Below are 16586 nucleotides of genomic sequence, written 5' to 3'. Positions count from 1 at the left end.
CGTCCCCGCCGGCGGATCCGCGTCCGGCGGGGCTTCAGGAGACGGTGTGGTGGCGGGGCGTCAGGAGACCGTGTGGCGGCGGGCGCGCAGGGCCAGGCTCAGGGACAGGACGGTCTCCGGGTCGTCCAGGTCCGTGCCCAGCAGTTCCGAGATGCGGGCCAGCCGGTTGTACAGCGTCTGCCGGTTCAGGTGCAGTTCACGGGCCGTCTCCGCCTTGCGGCCCGCGTGCGCCAGGTACGTCTCCAGGGTCGGCAGCAGCGGCGGCCGCGACGTCACGTCGTGCGCCCGGAGCGGGCCGATCGCGCGGTCCACGAAGGCCGCCAGGTCGGGGTGTTCGCGCAGCCGCCACAGCAGCAGGTCGATGTCCAGGCGCCGGGCGTCGTACCAGGGCCGGGCCGGCAGTCCGTGGGCCGCCGTGGCGGTCTCCGCCGCGTGACGCAGTCCCGCCGAGGCGGCCGCCCAGCCGCCCGCGACGCCCACGACCACCGCCGGCGGGGCGACGGCGCGGTCCAGGCCCGCCCGCTCCACACCCGCCCGCAGCGCGTGCGCGACCCGGTCGGCCACCGCCGTGCGCTCCGACTCCGCGCGCAGGGAGACCAGCAGCGGGACCCGGCCCTCGACCGGGCGCACGCCCAGCAGCACCGGGACCCCGACGGACGCCAGCTCCTCCAGCACCGCGCGGGCCAGCACCGCCCAGTTCCCGGACGGCCCCAGGTCCGAGGCCAGCCGCATCACCACCGGCAGCAGCGGGCCCGGGCCCGGCTTGAAGCCGAGCACCCGTGCCTGCGCCGGGGCCTCCTCCGCCGGGATGCGGCCCTCGGCCAGGTCCGTCAGGAAGTCGCCGCGGCCGCGCGCCGCCAGCTCGTCCTCCTGCCGGGCCTGCATGAGGACCACCGCCAGGACGCCCGCCGTGCGCTCCGCCGCCATCCGGTGCACGGGGGCCAACGGGGCCGAGACGCCGACCAGGACGACCCGGGCGCGGACCGAGCCCGTGCCGTGCCCGCCGCCCGGGACGTCGATCACCACCGTGTTCGCGGACGCCTCGACCTCGCGCTGCCCGCGCAGGCCCTCCCAGACCTGGAGCGGGTCGGCGCCCGCGTCCCCGGCCGAGCTGCCGGCCGCGTACAACAGCTGGCCGTCGGGGGTCTCCAGGAAGACCGGGTTCGCCGTGAAGTCGGCCAGGATGCGCAGCACCTGCTGGATCCCGCCGCCGCCCAGCAGGGCCTCCGTACAGCGCCGGTGGACCTCCTCGGCCCGCTGGAGGAGGGCGTAGTGGCCGTTCACGATCTCGGTGTGGACCTCCTCCGTGACCGTCACGAAGGGCACCTCCCGGTGCAGCTGGACCAGGGGCAGGCCGGCCGTGCGCGCGGTCTCCACGATGGTCGCGGGCAGCCGGGTGAAGCGCGGGCCCAGCTCGACCACGAGCGCGGCGATCCCCCGGTCCGCGAGACGGCGCACGAAGGCGCGCTGCTCGGCGGGACGGGTACCGAGGCCGAGGCCGGTGGTCAGCAGCAGCTCGCCGCCCTTGAGCAGGGAGGCGATGTTGGGGACCTCGCCGGCGTGCACCCAGCGGACGGTCCGGCCGAGGCGGTCGGCGCAGGCCACCACCTCGGGCAGCCCGCTGCGCAGCCCCGGCAGCTCCAGTGCCCGCTGAACCGTGATCCCGCCCTGGTTGTCCATATCGCGGGACGCTATCAGGGGGTCAGGCGGGCCGGATGTTGTGGTTGAAGCGGAAGACGTTGTCCGGGTCGTACCGCCGTTTCACCGCTCCCAGCCGGCGCAGGTTGTCCTCGCCGAGTCCCGCCGCGACGCGCTCCGCCCCCTCGTCGCCGGTGAAGTTCAGGTAGACGGCGCCGGTGCTCCACGGCCGCACGTCGGCCCGTACGTCCTTCACCCACCTCCGGCACCGCTCGTCGTCCGCGGGGTCCTCCCAGATGCCGAACGGGTGCACCGCCCAGGGCGAGTCCCGGTACGGGACGGGGAACTCCGCCGGGCCGTCGGCGATGGCCCCGCCCAGCGGGAACAGGATGTGCTGGGTGCCCGTCGGAACGGGCATCGAGTGCGCCCGGGCGCAGAACACCTCGACCAGTTCGTCCGGCAGGCCCGTGAGGTACTCGGCGGACCAGTAGTTCCGCATCCCCGGCGGGTCGTCGATCATGCACTGGAGGTCCGCGTACGGGATGGCGGTGACCATCTCCACCTCGTGGGGGAGCGCGAGCAGCGGAGCGGCCAGCTCCCGCATCCGCTCCTCCGGCCCGGCGTACGTGAGCAGGATGCCGCACAGCAGGGTGCCGACCAGGTGCGGCGGTACGAACGGCTCGGGCGGCGCCGTCAGGTAGATGATGCCCCCGCTCGCCTCGACCGGGCCGCCCTCGACGAGGTCCCGGAACAGGCGGGCCGCCTCCGGCCCGCGTTCCGGCGCGTACATGAGCAGGGCCATCGACATGTCGGGCAGGTCGTGCAGGCGCAGGGTCAGGGAGGTCGCGACGCCGAAGTTCCCGCCGCCGCCGTGCAGGGCCCAGAACAGCTCGGGGTTGTCCTCGGAGGTCGCCGTGACGGTCTCCCCGTCGGCGGTGACGAGGTCCACGCCCAGGAGGTTGTCGACGGCCAGGCCGCACTTGCGGTCCAGCCAGCCGGAACCGCCGCCGAGGACGAAGCCGCCGACGCCCGTGGTGGAGGCGCGGCCGCCGGTGGTCGCGAGCGCGTGGGGCTGGCAGGCCCGGTCCAGGTGGCTCATCGTGGCGCCGCCCGCGACGCGGACGGCCCTGGCCGCCGGATGGACCGTCACGTCGCTCATCCGGCGCAGGTCGATCACGAGGGCGCCGTCCCCGCCGGCGTTGCCGGCGACGCTGTGCCCGCCGCCGCGCACCGCGACCTTCAGGTCCAGCTCGCGGGCGAACCGTACGGCGGTGACCACATCGGCCTCGCTCTCGCACTGCGCGATGGCGGCCGGACGGCGGTCGATCATGGCGTTGAAGACGGCCCGGGCCTCGTCGTACCCGGGATCCCCCGGGGCGAACACCGCACCGGCCAGATCCTCGCGGAGCGCGGTCAGCGCCGCGCCCGCCTTCGAGAGGGGAGCCATGGCTGCCCCCTTCCACCGGGGGAGGGCATAGGACCCTTCCAGCGTAGGCGGCCCCGGTGAGCACGGCGCGACGGGGAAGCCCGCGCACGGGGGCCGGGTCCGGACCCGCGCACGGGTCCGGACCGGGCGGGGCGTCAGCCCCCGTACGCCCCGCTCGCGGTCAGCCGCAGGGCCGTGTCGATCAGCGGTACGTGGCTGAAGGCCTGCGGGAAGTTCCCGACCTGCCGCTGCAGCCGCGGGTCCCACTCCTCCGCCAGCAGCCCCAGGTCGTTGCGGAGCGCCAGCAGCCGCTCGAAGAGCCGCCGCGCCTCGTCCACGCGGCCGATCATCGCCAGGTCGTCGGCCATCCAGAACGAGCAGGCGAGGAACGCGCCCTCGTCGCCCTCCAGTCCGTCGACTCCGGCCTCGCCGCCCGACGTCGGGTAGCGCAGGATGAACCCGTCCGGCGTGGACAGCTCGCGCTGGATCGCCTCGATGGTCCCGATGACCCGCTTGTCGTCCGGCGGCAGGAAGCCCATCTGCGGGATCAGCAGCAGGGAGGCGTCGAGCTCCTTCGACCCGTACGACTGGGTGAAGGTGTTGCGCTCCTTGTCGTAGCCCTTCTCGCACACGTCCTGGTGGATCTCGTCGCGCAGCTCGCGCCAGCGCTCCAGCGGGCCGTCGGCGTCACCGCTCTCGATCAGCTTGATCGTGCGGTCCACGGCCACCCAGGCCATCACCTTGGAGTGCACGAAGTGGCGGCGCGGGCCGCGCACCTCCCAGATGCCCTCGTCCGGCTGGTCCCAGTGGGTCTCCAGGTAGCGGATCAGCTTGAGCTGGAGCAGCGAGGCGTAGTCGCTGCGCGCCAGCCCCGTCATGTGCCCCAGGTGCAGGGCCTCGGTGACCTCGCCGTACACGTCCAGCTGGAGCTGGCCGGCGGCCCCGTTGCCGACCCGGACCGGAGTGGAGCCCTCGTAGCCCGGGAGCCAGTCCAGCTCGGTCTCGCCGAGTTCCCGCTCGCCCGCGATCCCGTACATGATCTGCAGGTTCTCCGGGTCCCCGGCCACCGCGCGCAGCAGCCACTCGCGCCAGGCGCGGGCCTCCTCGCGGTAGCCGGTGCGCAGCAGCGAGGACAGGGTGATGGCCGCGTCCCGCAGCCAGGTGTAGCGGTAGTCCCAGTTCCGGACCCCGCCGATCTCCTCCGGCAGGGAGGTGGTCGGCGCGGCGACGATGCCGCCCGTGGGGCCGTAGGTCAGGGCCTTGAGGGTGATCAGCGAGCGGACCACCGCCTCCCGGTAGGGGCCGTGGTACGTGCACTGCTCGACCCACTCGCGCCAGAACTCGGCGGTGGCCTCCAGGGCCTCCCCGGCGTCCGGGGTCTCCGGCGCGCCCTTGTGCGAGGGCTGCCAGCTGATGCTGAACGCCATCCGGTCGCCCGGCGCGACGGTGAAGTCGGAGTACGTCGTCAGGTCCTTGCCGTACGTCTGCGCTTCGGTGTCCAGCCAGACGGAGTCCGGGCCGGCGACGGCCACGGTGCGGCCGTCGACCTTGTGCACCCACGGCACGACCCGTCCGTAGCTGAAGCGCATGCGCAGGGCCGAGCGCATCGGCACGCGGCCGCTGACGCCCTCCACGATGCGGATCAGCTGCGGGGCGTGGTCCTCGCGGGGCGGCATGAAGTCGATCACCCGGACCGTCCCGCGGGGGGTGTCCCACTCCGACTCCAGCACCAGCGAGTCGCCGCGGTACCGGCGGCGCGTGGCGCGGGGGGCGTCCACGCCCGCCGGGAAGGCCGGGCCGATCCGCCAGAAGCCGTGATCCTCGGTGCCGAGAATGCTCGCGAACACGGCGTGGGAGTCGAACCGGGGCAGACACAACCAGTCCACCGCCCCGTCCCGACAGACCAGCGCCGCGGTCTGCATGTCCCCGATCAGTGCGTAATCCTCGATGCGCCCTGACACGTGCATCTCCAGTCGAACGGCCACGTCCGCCCCGAAGGGCGCTTGCATTGCGCGGTGTGCGCGGTCTCCCATGGGTGGGGAACGCCGCGTTGAGCCAATGATTCCGCATATCGGCTCGGGTCGGCCGTCTGACGGTCTGCCCGGCGGCGATGTTCGCAATATCCGAGCAGGATATGACGGCACCCTAGTGATCCACCTAAGCCTGCGAAGAATGTGACACGGCCAAACGGGTGAGCAGGGAGAACTTGACCACGACACCCCCAAAGGCGGACCGCCGGGCGTCGCCGGAGGCGGACCGGTCCGGGCGCTGATAGGCTGGTATCCCGTGGACCGGTGGTCTGCCTGTGCGAATCAGGAACCCCGAAACCGCAGCTTCGGCGCCCCCTGAGACCCTTCCGGATCGACGGAGGCCGGCGCCGGACGCACTTTCACCTCGCGACCACGGGAGCCCCCTCTTGGCGACGCCGCCCGCTGCTTTTCGAAACAGCACAGCCATGACGACCAAGCACATCTTCGTCACCGGGGGTGTCGCTTCCTCCCTCGGCAAGGGCCTGACGGCCTCCAGCCTGGGTGCGCTGCTGAAGGCGCGCGGCCTGCGGGTCACGATGCAGAAGCTCGACCCCTACCTGAACGTCGACCCCGGCACGATGAACCCGTTCCAGCACGGCGAGGTGTTCGTCACCAACGACGGCGCCGAGACCGACCTGGACATCGGCCACTACGAGCGCTTCCTCGACGTCGACCTCGACGGCTCGGCCAACGTCACCACCGGCCAGGTCTACTCGACGGTCATCGCCAAGGAGCGGCGCGGCGAGTACCTCGGTGACACCGTGCAGGTCATCCCGCACATCACCAACGAGATCAAGCACCGCATCCGCCGCATGGCGACCGCGGACGTCGACGTCGTCATCACCGAGGTCGGCGGCACCGTGGGCGACATCGAGTCGCTGCCGTTCCTGGAGACCGTCCGCCAGGTCCGCCACGAGGTCGGCCGCGACAACGTCTTCGTCGTGCACATCTCGCTGCTGCCCTACATCGGTCCCTCGGGCGAGCTGAAGACCAAGCCGACCCAGCACTCGGTCGCGGCCCTGCGCAACATCGGCATCCAGCCCGACGCCATCGTCCTGCGCGCCGACCGTGAGGTCCCCACCTCCATCAAGCGCAAGATCTCCCTGATGTGCGACGTCGACGAGGCCGCCGTCGTCGCCGCGATCGACGCCAAGTCGATCTACGACATCCCCAAGGTCCTGCATACCGAGGGTCTGGACGCCTACGTCGTCCGCAAGCTCGACCTGCCCTTCCGGGACGTCAACTGGACCGTCTGGGAAGACCTGCTGGACCGGGTCCACAACCCCGACCACGAGGTCAAGGTCGCGCTGGTCGGCAAGTACATCGACCTGCCCGACGCCTACCTGTCGGTGACCGAGGCGCTGCGCGCCGGCGGGTTCGCCAACAAGGCCCGGGTCCAGATCAAGTGGGTCGCCTCCGACGACTGCAAGACCCCGGCGGGCGCCGCCGCCCAGCTCGGCGACGTGGACGCGGTCTGCGTGCCCGGCGGCTTCGGCGACCGCGGTGTGAACGGCAAGGTCGGGGCGATCACCTACGCCCGCGAGAACCGGATCCCGCTGCTCGGCCTGTGCCTCGGCCTCCAGTGCGTGGTCATCGAGGCCGCGCGCAACCTGGCCGGCATCGAGGACGCGAACTCCACCGAGTTCGACGCCTCCACCCCGCACCCGGTCATCTCCACCATGGAGGAGCAGCTCGCCTTCGTCGAGGGAGCGGGCGACCTGGGCGGCACCATGCGCCTGGGCATGTACACGGCCAAGCTGGCCGAGGGCTCCGTCGTGCGCGAAGCCTACGGCGACGAGGCGTACGTGGACGAGCGCCACCGCCACCGCTACGAGGTCAACAACGCCTATCGCGGCGAGCTCGAGAAGAAGGCCGGCCTCGTCTTCTCCGGAACCTCCCCGGACAACAAGCTCGTCGAGTACGTCGAGTACCCGCGTGAGGTCCACCCCTACCTGGTGGCCACCCAGGCCCACCCGGAGCTCCGCTCCCGCCCCACGCGCCCCCACCCGCTCTTCGCGGGTCTGGTCAAAGCGGCCGTGGAGCGGCAGCAGTCCGCGAAGTGACAGCCTGACCGCATAACGTAGACAGCCGGGGCACGGCATCGTGCCCCGGCTGTCGCGTTTCTCCGGAAGGTACGGCCATGGCCATGGGCAACGACATCGAGGACACACCGGAGTCGTGGGAGGTCGTCGCCTCGCGCACCCCGTTCCAGGGAGCCAAGACGGCGGTCCGCTCCGACCAGGTGCGGATGCCGGACCGGATGGTGGTCCGCCGCGACTACCAGGCACACCCCGGCTCGGTGTGCGTCCTCGCGCTCGACGAGGACCACCGGGTCCTGGTACTGAAGCAGTTCCGCCACCCCGTGCGGCACCGGCTGTGGGAGCTGCCCGCGGGGCTGCTGGACGTGGTGGGGGAGAACCCGCTGCACGCGGCGCGGCGCGAGCTGTACGAGGAGGCCCACGTCAAGGCCGAGCAGTGGCACGTGCTGGCCGACTTCTTCTCCTCGCCGGGCGGCTCGGACGAGGCGGTACGCATCTTCCTGGCGCGGAACCTCGCGGAGGCCGAGGGAGAGCGCTTCGAGGTCTCCGACGAGGAGGCCGACATGGAGGTCGCGCGGGTCCCGCTCGCGGACCTGGTGGCCGGCGTGCTGGCCGGACGGCTCGGGAACCCGGGGCTGGTGACGGGCGTGCTGGCCGTGACCGCCGCCCTGGCGGGTGAGGGCCTGGACGCGCTGCGCCCGGCCCTCGCCCCGTGGCCCGCCCGCCCGTACGAGGCGTAGGACGCGCCGTACGGGGCTCCGGCCGGTCGGTCGGGGCCCCGTACGGCCCGCGGGCGGGCGGTACGGCCCAGTGGTGTGACCATCCGCTGATCCGATTGGGGGATTTGTCCGCCGCGCTCCACCCTTGTCGTCGCTCTGCGTGAACTACGCTCGCAATCCGAAGGCAGCGAGAGGAGCGGATCCGTGACGGATTTCGTCGGGCGGCGGCGTGAGCTCAAGGAGCTGCGCGAGGACATCGCACGGACCGGGCTCGACACCCTCTCGGGCCGGAAGGCCAAGGCTCCCCGGGCGCGGGTGCTGCTCGTCGCCGGTCGGCCCGGCTCCGGGCGGACGGCCCTCGCCGAGGCTTTCGTGCGCGAGATCGCCGGGCAGTATCCCGACGGAGTGCTCCGGACCCGGCTGACCGCGCCCGGAGGGGAGACCGTTCCCACCGAGCGCGCCGTCAGGGACCTCCTGGAGGGGCTGGGGCACACCGCCCCGGCCGGAGCGGGCGAGGACGACCTGAGCTCCGCCCTGCGGACCGCGCTCGCCGGGCGCCGGGCGATCGTCCTGGTCGACGACGCGGCCGACCCCAACCAGGTCGACGCCCTGCTGCCGGACACCCCGGAATGCCTGGTCGTGGTCACCGCCGAAGGCCCCCTCACGGGCATCCCCGACGTGCGGCCGTGCACCCTCGGCGGACTCGACACCCCCTCCGCCGTGACCATGCTCGCCCAGCGCATCGGCGACATCCGGGTCACGGTCGACCCCCGTGCGGCCGAGGCCCTCGCCGAGGAGTGCGGGGGACAGCCGGCCGCGCTCCGCCTCGTCGGCGGCTGGCTCGCCGCCCACCCCAAGGCCTCCGTCGTCGACGTGTCCAAGCAGCTGCACGACATGCCGCCCAGCACCGGCGGCCCGCTCGCCCGCGGCTTCCGGCTCGTCTACGAGTCCCTGCCGCAGCCCGCCCAGCGGACGCTGCGGCTGCTGCCGCTCGCCCCGGCCGGGGTGGTCGACTCGCACACCGCCTCCGCCCTCGCCGGGTGCTCGGTGGCCGCCGCCCAGTCCACCCTGGACGACTTCGCCGGGCTGGGCCTGCTGCACTCCTCCCGCGACGGGCTGTTCCTGGTGCCCGGCTGCCTCGCCCCGCTGCTCCAGGCCCTGCTGGAGGCCAAGGAGCGGCCCGCCGAGGTCGAGCTGGCCAAGGCCCGGATGCTGGAGCGCACCGTACGGCTGCTGCACTCCTGCCGCGCCATGGCCCAGACGGACGAGGACGGCCCCGTCGGCGGTCCGGAGAAGCTGGACGGACTGCCGCGCGCCCTGCGGTTCCCCGACCGCCGGGCCGCGGCGACCTGGCTGGACACCCGGCTGCCCGCCCTGTCGGCGGCCGCCACGGTGGCCGTGGCCGACGGCGGGCTGGACACCCTGGCCCGCCGGCTGGTCTCCGGGCTGGTACATGCCCTCGTGGACCACCGGGGCACCGCCGAGGCCGCCCCCGAGCTGTACGGGCTGCACCGGCTGGTCCTGGACGTCGCCGAGCGCCGCGAACTGCACCGCGAGCAGGCCGCCGCCCTGCTGAACCTGGCCGATCTGGACGCCGAGACCGGCCGGACCCAGGAGGCCCTGGAGCGCTACCGGGCCGCGCTGGCCGCCGGAAAGGCGGCGAACGACCCGTACGCGACCGGCCGCGCGATGGAATCCGTAGGCGGCGCGTACCAGGAGCTCACGGACTGGCACCGGGCCGCCGACTGGTTCGGCCGGGCGCTGTCCCAGGCCCTCACCCGGGGGGAGCGCGCGGACGAGGCCCGGCTGTACGGGCGGCTCGGCAACGTCCACACCTACGCGGGCCGCTACGGGGACGCCCTGCGCAGCTGGCGGGCCGCCGCCGCGGGCTACCGGAAGCTGGCCGATCTCCCGGGCCAGGCCAAGGCGTTGAGCGAGATGGCGCGGGTCCAGGAGTACGCGGGGCGGCCCGAGGAGTCCCTGCACACCTGCCGGGAGGCGGTGGAGCTGGCGCGCAGGGCCGGGGACCAGCGACTTCAGGCCGCGCTCCAGGTCCGGCTGGCCGACACGCTGGACCGCCTCGGCGACCCCGCCGCCGCCAGGCTGCACCGGTCCGCAGCCGACAGATTGCTGGGAGATGACCCCGCAGCCTGCGAAATCCGTAGTGCTTCCGACTAAGATTATTCGTTTGCAAGGCTAGACAGCGACTCATCCTTCATTAGACTGGCTCCACCACGTCATCCTGTGGTGCATCCCGTTGCGCGTTCTTGTGGGCGGGTATGTATGGAAGTGACCCGAAAAATCCCCTGAGCCAAGGACCGTGATCGACGATGAAGGTCGGCATCCCCCGCGAGGTCAAGAACAACGAGTTCCGGGTCGCCATCACGCCCGCCGGCGTGCATGAGCTGGCCCGTAACGGCCACCAGGTCTTCGTCGAGCAGAACGCCGGTGTGGGTTCCTCGATCACGGACGCCGAGTACGTCGCGGCCGGCGCCGAGATCCTCGGCACCGCCGACGAGGTCTGGGCCACCGCCGACCTGCTGCTGAAGGTCAAGGAGCCCATCGCCGAGGAGTACCACCGCCTCCGCAAGGACCAGACCCTCTTCACGTACCTGCACCTGGCGGCCTCCCGCGAGTGCACGGACGCCCTGCTGGAGTCCGGCACCACCGCCATCGCCTACGAGACGGTCGAGCTCGCCAGCCGCGCGCTCCCGCTGCTCGCCCCGATGTCCGAGGTCGCGGGCCGCCTGGCCCCCCAGGTCGGCGCGTACCACCTGATGCGCTCGGCCGGCGGCCGCGGCGTCCTCCCGGGCGGCGTCCCCGGCACCTCGGCCGGCGAGGCCGTGGTCATCGGCGGCGGTGTCTCCGGCTGGAACGCGGCGCAGATCGCCATCGGCATGGGCTTCCACGTGACCCTGCTGGACCGCGACATCAACAAGCTCCGCGAGGCCGACAAGATCTTCGGCACGAAGATCCAGACGATCGTCTCCAACGCCTACGAGCTCGAGAGGGCCGTCCTCGCGGCCGACCTCGTCATCGGCGCGGTGCTCATCCCGGGTGCGAAGGCCCCGAAGCTGGTCACCAACGAGCTGGTCTCCCGGATGAAGCCCGGAAGTGTCCTTGTCGACATCGCGATCGACCAGGGAGGCTGCTTCGAGGACTCCCGTCCGACCACCCACGCCGAGCCGACCTTCCAGGTCCACAACTCGGTCTTCTACTGCGTCGCCAACATGCCGGGCGCGGTTCCGAACACCTCCACCTACGCCCTGACGAACGCCACGCTGCCCTACATCGTGCAGCTCGCGAACCTCGGCTGGGCCGAGGCGCTGCGCCGCGACCCGGCGCTCGGTCTGGGCCTCAACACCCATGACGGCCAGGTCGTTTACGGTCCGGTCGCCGACGCGCACGGCCTCCCGGTCCTCGAGCTGAGCGCGCTGCTCGGCTGAGTCGTCAACGACTGACGTCAATCTCACGTACCCGGCCGGACCTTGCTCGCGAGGTCCGGCCGGAGGCGTTCGCGGCGTGCCCCGGGACCCCGCTCAACTCGCCTCGAACGTAACCCTTTAACCCTTTCGCGCACTCGCGAAACTTCGCGGCGACAGCTCGGACGCCCTTGACAGAGAGGTGTTCGGTTGCCGACACATCGTGCCGGGTCCGACGGATTGTGTTGCCGCTGGGCGGTGACACGCCATAGAGTCGCCAACCGTCGGCATGGTGCAACGCTGACCTATCGATAAGTGTCCTGGTCACGTCCGAGGAGGTAAGACGACTTGTGAATGAGTCGACATTTGCTCCTGGGGGTGGTCGCGCAGGGACGCCGGAGCGGGGCCAAGGCCCCGCCGGGCTCGAGGCTGTCGGCTCCGTCGCAGTCCGCACCTTCGCAAACCACCAGCACATGCAGACGCCCCGAAACAGCATGGACGGCCTAGACGTGAACTCCAGGGCCGGCGACCCGAGCGGCGACAAGCCCGTGGGTTTCGCCGACTACGAAAACGTGCCCGAGGGGCACTTCTACGACCCCGACGCGGAGTACGAACCGGACCCCGAGTACGCGGCCACCCTCGCCCCCGACGCTGCCCGCCAGCGCCGTGAGCGGATCGGCCCGACCGGACGCCCGCTCCCGTACTTCCCGATCCCGGGTCCGCTGACCGACCACGGTCCGGCGAAGATCATCGCGATGTGCAACCAGAAGGGCGGCGTGGGCAAGACCACGTCGACCATCAACCTGGGTGCCGCGCTCGCCGAGTACGGGCGCCGCGTGCTGCTCGTCGACTTCGACCCGCAGGGCGCGCTGTCCGTGGGCCTCGGCGTGAACCCGATGGAACTCGACCTGACGGTCTACAACCTGCTCATGGAGCGGGGCATGTCGGCCGACGAGGTGCTGCTGAAGACGGCGGTCCCCAACATGGACCTGCTGCCGAGCAACATCGACCTGTCGGCCGCCGAGGTGCAGCTCGTCAGCGAGGTCGCGCGCGAGTCGACCCTGCAGCGGGCCCTGAGGCCCCTGATGGCCGACTACGACTACATCGTGATCGACTGTCAGCCCTCGCTCGGCCTGCTGACCGTGAACGCCCTGACGGCGGCTCACAAGGTCATCGTCCCGCTGGAGTGCGAGTTCTTCGCGCTGCGCGGCGTGGCGCTGCTGACCGAGACCATCGAGAAGGTGCAGGAGCGGCTCAACCCGGAGCTGGAGCTCGACGGCATCCTCGCCACGATGTACGACTCCCGCACGGTGCACAGCCGCGAGGTGCTGGCGCGCGTCGTCGAAGCCTTCGACGACCACGTCTACCACACGGTCATCGGCCGCACGGTGCGCTTCCCGGAGACCACGGTCGCCGGCGAGCCGATCACCACGTACGCCTCCAACTCCGTCGGCGCCGCCGCCTACCGCCAGCTCGCCAGGGAGGTGCTCGCCCGGTGTCCCGCCGAGTGAGTCTGCCCGGAGCCGACGAACTGTTCCGCACGACCGGGGGGATGGCCCTCCAGTCGTCCTCGCCGCGGCGGGGGGCCGAGGAGGCGCCCGGAACGGAGCACGCGACGGCTTCGGCGGAGGGCACGGCGGGGGAGGGGCGCAGCCGGGAGGCCGCGGCCGGAACCGACCCCGTGGTGGGAGCACCCAGGCGGCCGCAGGAAGGTTCTGCCGGCTCCTCGAACGGACCCGCCCAGCCGGGCGGCCGGGGCAAGGGACAGGGCCGGGGCGCCAACCGGCGCCCCAGCGGGCGCGAGCGGCACGACGAGAAGATCACGGTCTACGTCTCCGCCGAAGAGCTCATGGACCTGGAACACGCGCGGCTGGTGCTGCGCGGCGAGCACGGGCTCGCGGTCGACCGTGGCCGTATCGTCCGTGAGGCGGTGGCGGTCGTCCTCGCGGATCTCGAGTCCCGCGGGGACGCGAGCATCCTCGTACGGCGGCTGCGCGGGCGCTGACCCGGTCCTCCGGGCGCGCCCCACCCGCACCCCGCCCCTCCGCACCAGCCTGGACCGCGATGCACCTCCCCGCCGAACCCGGCCAGCCGACCCGCCGCCCTCTGGGGCGCGGTCCCGGAGCCGGGGCGCCCGCGGCGGATCCCGCGGCCGAAGCCGTACGGGAGCCGGCCGCAGCCGAGCCCCTCGCCGAGCCGCCGGCCGGAGCCCCGCCGGACGCGCCCGCCGGGGCTCCGGAAGCTCCCGGGACACCCACCGCGGCCCGTGAACCGGCTCCGGGCGGTCCGGGAGCCCCGGCGGCCCCGGGGGCCGCAGAGGCCGCCACAGAGCCCCCTGAGAGCCGTACGGCGGCCGGCGGCGGGACCGGCGCGACGGGCGACGGCAGGTTCACCCTGCGGCTGGCCAACTTCGAGGGCCCCTTCGACCTGCTGCTCCAGCTGATCTCCCGGCACAAACTGGACGTGACCGAGGTCGCCCTGTCCCGGGTCACCGACGAGTTCATGGCCCACATCCGGGCCATGGGCCCCGACTGGGACCTCGACCAGACCACCGAGTTCCTCGTGGTCGCCGCCACCCTCCTCGATCTGAAGACCGCCCGGCTGCTGCCCGCCGCCGAGGTGGAGGACGAGGGCGATCTCGCCTTGCTGGAGGCCCGCGACCTGCTCTTCGCGCGCCTGCTCCAGTACCGGGCGTACAAGCGGATCGCGGAGATCTTCGAGGCGCGGGCGGAAGCCGAGGGCAGGCGTTACCCGCGCACCGTGGGCCTGGAGCCGCACCACGCCGAACTGCTGCCCGAGGTGGTCATCGGCATCGGCGCGGAGGGCTTCGCCCGCATCGCGGCCCGGGCCATGCAGCCCCGGGCCGAGCCCCAGGTGTACGTGGACCACATTCACGCGCCGCTGGTCAGCGTGCGCGAACAGGCCGGGCTCGTGGTGCGGATCCTGAAGGCCCGCGGCGAGGCCACCTTCCAGGAGCTCACCGAGGACGCCGGGGACACCCTGACCGTGGTCGCACGGTTCCTGGCCCTCCTGGAGCTCTACCGGGAGCGGGCCGTGGTCCTGGACCAGGAGGAGGCCCTGGACACCCTGACCGTGCGCTGGACCGGCGGGGACGGCGACGGCATGCCGACGGTGACCGACGAGTTCGACCGGATCGTGGAGGCGAAGGATTGAGCAGCAGCGACGCGGGCCCGCAGGCCCCGGCGGGCGGTACGGGCGCGCTGGCGGCACTGGAGCTGAAGCCCGCCCTGGAGGCCGTCCTGATGGTGGTGGACGAGCCGGCCACCGAGGCGCACCTCGCCAAGGTGCTGGAGCGCACCCCGGGGGAGGTCGCGCGGGCCCTCGGCGAGCTCGCCGACGAGTACACGGCCGCCGGCAGGGGCTTCGAGCTCCGGCCCGTCGCCGGAGGGTGGCGCTTCTACACCCGCGCGGACTGCGCGGCGGCCGTGGAGGCGTTCGTCCTGGACGGCCAGCAGGTCCGGCTCACCCAGGCGGCCCTGGAGACCCTGGCGGTCGTCGCGTACCGGCAGCCGGTGAGCCGGTCGCGGGTCTCCGCGGTCCGCGGAGTCAACTGCGACGGGGTCATGCGGACCCTCCTCCAGCGGGGTCTGGTGGCCGAGGCGGGGACGGAACCCGAAACAGGTGCGATCCTGTACAGGACGACGAACCACTTTTTGGAGCGGATGGGCCTACGCGGCCTGGACGAGCTCCCGGAACTCGCGCCCTTCCTTCCCGAGGCGGACGCGATCGAAGCCGAGACGCAGGAAGGTGTGCCGTCGTTCGATCTGGAGGCACCGTACGCCCCAGAAATGTGAAGACGACGACAAGACGACGGAACTTTGATGCGAAGCAGCGGCAACGGCAACGGTGGCGGCAACAGGAACAGCGGCGGCGGCAGCGGCGGCGGCGGGCGTGGTAGCGCCCGCGGCGGCGGCAGCGGCTCCTCCGGCGGCGGTGGCTACCGCGGCGGCGGCTCCGGCGGCGGCAGCGGCTCCGGCGGCGGATACCGCGGTGGCTCCAGCGGCGGCGGCTCCGGCTCCGGCGGCGGCTACCGCGGTGGCTCCAGTGGCGGCGGCTCCGGCTCCGGCGGCGGATACCGCGGCGGCTCCTCCGGCTCCTCCGGCGGCGGCTACCGCGGTGCGGGCGGCTCCCAGGACCGCGACCGTGACCAGGCCCCCCAGCGTCCCCGCAACCCGCGCCCCGAGGAGCGCCGGTACGACGTGGGCCGCGAGGGCGAGCGCAACGGCCGCGGCGGGGCGAAGGCCGGCGGCGGCGGCGCCCGCGGCGCGGCCGACGGCCCCCGCGGCGGCTCCGGTGCCCGTGGCGCCGCGGCGCGCGGTGGCGCCAAGGGCGGCCCCAAGATCTCCAAGACCCCCGGCATCGGCGGGGCCGGCGGCCCGCGCCGCGGCCCGGGCAGCCGCAGCGGCCAGTCCCGTCCGCGCGAGCTGGACGCGCGGATCGAGGAGCGCGTGCGCGACCGGTACGCCGACAAGCCGGTCATCAAGACCCCGAAGACCTTCCCGGGCGCCGAGGAGGAGGGCGAGCGACTGCAGAAGGTGCTCGCCCGCGCCGGCATGGGTTCGCGCCGTGCCTGCGAGGAGCTGATCGAGCAGGCCCGCGTCGAGGTCAACGGCGAGATCGTGCTGGAGCAGGGCAAGCGCGTCCTGCCGAAGGACGAGATCAAGGTGGACGGCCTGACCGTCGCCACCCAGTCGTACCTGTTCTTCGCGCTGAACAAGCCGGCCGGCGTCGTCTCCACCATGGAGGACCCGGACGGCCGCCAGTGCCTCGGGGACTACGTCACCAACCGCGAGACGCGCCTCTTCCACGTCGGCCGGCTCGACACCGAGACCGAGGGCATCATCCTGCTCACCAACCACGGTGAGCTGGCCCACCGCCTCACGCACCCGAAGTACGGCGTGAAGAAGACGTACGTCGCCGCCATCACCGGCCCGCTGCCGCGCGAGATCGGCAAGCGCCTGAAGGACGGCATCGAGCTGGAGGACGGGTACGCCCGCGCCGACCACTTCCGCGTCGTCGACCAGGTCGGCAAGAACTACCTGGTCGAGGTGACCCTCCACGAGGGCCGCAAGCACATCGTGCGCCGCATGATGGCTGAGGCCGGGTTCCCGGTCGAGAAGCTCGTGCGCACCTCCTTCGGCCCGATCGAGCTGGGCGACCAGAAGTCCGGCTGGCTGCGCCGCCTGACCAACACCGAGGTCGGCATGCTGATGCGCGAGGTCGGTCTGTAAGGACCGCCCGTCCCCACCGGCTCACGGAGAAGCCCGCAGCGCCCCACGGCGCCGCGGGCT

General features: G+C 72.7%; 12 protein-coding genes. 9 read left to right on the top strand and 3 right to left on the bottom strand.

Translation table 11 applies throughout. The features are described 5' to 3' along the window. Window positions 1-60: 60 nt before the first annotated feature. From ABT106_RS14775 to ABT106_RS14765, 3 genes are all read right to left on the bottom strand, one after another. On the bottom strand, window positions 61-1680 hold the full coding sequence (locus ABT106_RS14775; protein ID WP_351276641.1) for a PucR family transcriptional regulator: 1620 nt from the start codon (window positions 1678-1680) through the stop codon (window positions 61-63). Window positions 1681-1702: 22 nt separating this feature from the next. Next, window positions 1703-3085 (bottom strand): FAD-binding protein, encoded by a 1383-nt coding sequence (locus tag ABT106_RS14770; protein ID WP_351276639.1) that lies wholly within the window; start codon window positions 3083-3085, stop codon window positions 1703-1705. Window positions 3086-3219: 134 nt separating this feature from the next. Then, on the bottom strand, window positions 3220-5031 hold the full coding sequence (locus ABT106_RS14765) for a glycoside hydrolase family 15 protein (RefSeq protein WP_351276665.1): 1812 nt from the start codon (window positions 5029-5031) through the stop codon (window positions 3220-3222). Between the two features lie 488 nt (window positions 5032-5519). Here ABT106_RS14765 and pyrG point away from each other — a divergent pair, with 488 nt between their 5' ends. From pyrG to ABT106_RS14720, 9 genes are all read left to right on the top strand, one after another. Beyond that, complete coding sequence (gene pyrG, locus ABT106_RS14760; protein ID WP_267726398.1) at window positions 5520-7157, top strand: CTP synthase; 1638 nt, start codon at window positions 5520-5522, stop codon at window positions 7155-7157. 77 nt (window positions 7158-7234) lie between these two features. Continuing rightward, window positions 7235-7873, top strand: a complete 639-nt coding sequence (locus ABT106_RS14755) for an NUDIX domain-containing protein (protein WP_502979371.1) — start codon at window positions 7235-7237, stop codon at window positions 7871-7873. A gap of 183 nt (window positions 7874-8056) precedes the next feature. Then, complete coding sequence (locus ABT106_RS14750; protein ID WP_351276637.1) at window positions 8057-10030, top strand: tetratricopeptide repeat protein; 1974 nt, start codon at window positions 8057-8059, stop codon at window positions 10028-10030. Between the two features lie 152 nt (window positions 10031-10182). After that, the gene (ald, locus tag ABT106_RS14745; RefSeq protein ID WP_351276635.1) at window positions 10183-11298 is read left to right on the top strand and encodes an alanine dehydrogenase; all 1116 of its coding nucleotides are present in this window, start codon (window positions 10183-10185) and stop codon (window positions 11296-11298) included. A gap of 326 nt (window positions 11299-11624) precedes the next feature. Next, window positions 11625-12785 (top strand): ParA family protein, encoded by a 1161-nt coding sequence (locus ABT106_RS14740; protein ID WP_502979370.1) that lies wholly within the window; start codon window positions 11625-11627, stop codon window positions 12783-12785. Then, window positions 12770-13279, top strand: a complete 510-nt coding sequence (locus ABT106_RS14735; protein WP_351276631.1) for a hypothetical protein — start codon at window positions 12770-12772, stop codon at window positions 13277-13279. Before ABT106_RS14740 ends, ABT106_RS14735 begins: the two co-directional genes overlap by 16 nt. A 59-nt stretch (window positions 13280-13338) precedes the next feature. Continuing rightward, window positions 13339-14448, top strand: coding sequence for a segregation and condensation protein A (locus ABT106_RS14730; protein ID WP_351276629.1), 1110 nt, complete (start codon window positions 13339-13341; stop codon window positions 14446-14448). After that, the gene (scpB, locus tag ABT106_RS14725) at window positions 14445-15089 is read left to right on the top strand and encodes an SMC-Scp complex subunit ScpB (protein ID WP_351276627.1); all 645 of its coding nucleotides are present in this window, start codon (window positions 14445-14447) and stop codon (window positions 15087-15089) included. Before ABT106_RS14730 ends, scpB begins: the two co-directional genes overlap by 4 nt. 27 nt (window positions 15090-15116) lie before the next feature. Beyond that, on the top strand, window positions 15117-16526 hold the full coding sequence (locus tag ABT106_RS14720) for a pseudouridine synthase (protein ID WP_351276625.1): 1410 nt from the start codon (window positions 15117-15119) through the stop codon (window positions 16524-16526). Window positions 16527-16586 lie beyond the last annotated feature (60 nt).

It is taken from the genome of Streptomyces sp. NPDC002044 (assembly GCF_040296725.1).
Taxonomy (GTDB): Bacteria; Actinomycetota; Actinomycetes; order Streptomycetales; family Streptomycetaceae; genus Streptomyces; species Streptomyces antarcticus.
This window is presented reverse-complemented; position numbering and strand designations above follow the sequence as displayed.

What these genes read in the sequence shown, in the direction of transcription:
- pyrG (WP_267726398.1), top strand. Translation starts at nt 5,520, where the DNA reads ATGACGACCAAGCACATCTTCGTCACCGGGGGTGTCGCTTCCTCCCTC.
- ABT106_RS14775 (WP_351276641.1), bottom strand. Translation starts at nt 1,680, where the DNA reads ATGGACAACCAGGGCGGGATCACGGTTCAGCGGGCACTGGAGCTGCCG.
- ABT106_RS14770 (WP_351276639.1), bottom strand. Translation starts at nt 3,085, where the DNA reads ATGGCTCCCCTCTCGAAGGCGGGCGCGGCGCTGACCGCGCTCCGCGAG.
- ABT106_RS14730 (WP_351276629.1), top strand. Translation starts at nt 13,339, where the DNA reads ATGCACCTCCCCGCCGAACCCGGCCAGCCGACCCGCCGCCCTCTGGGG.
- ABT106_RS14755 (WP_502979371.1), top strand. Translation starts at nt 7,235, where the DNA reads ATGGCCATGGGCAACGACATCGAGGACACACCGGAGTCGTGGGAGGTC.
- ald (WP_351276635.1), top strand. Translation starts at nt 10,183, where the DNA reads ATGAAGGTCGGCATCCCCCGCGAGGTCAAGAACAACGAGTTCCGGGTC.
- ABT106_RS14720 (WP_351276625.1), top strand. Translation starts at nt 15,117, where the DNA reads ATGCGAAGCAGCGGCAACGGCAACGGTGGCGGCAACAGGAACAGCGGC.
- ABT106_RS14765 (WP_351276665.1), bottom strand. Translation starts at nt 5,031, where the DNA reads ATGCACGTGTCAGGGCGCATCGAGGATTACGCACTGATCGGGGACATG.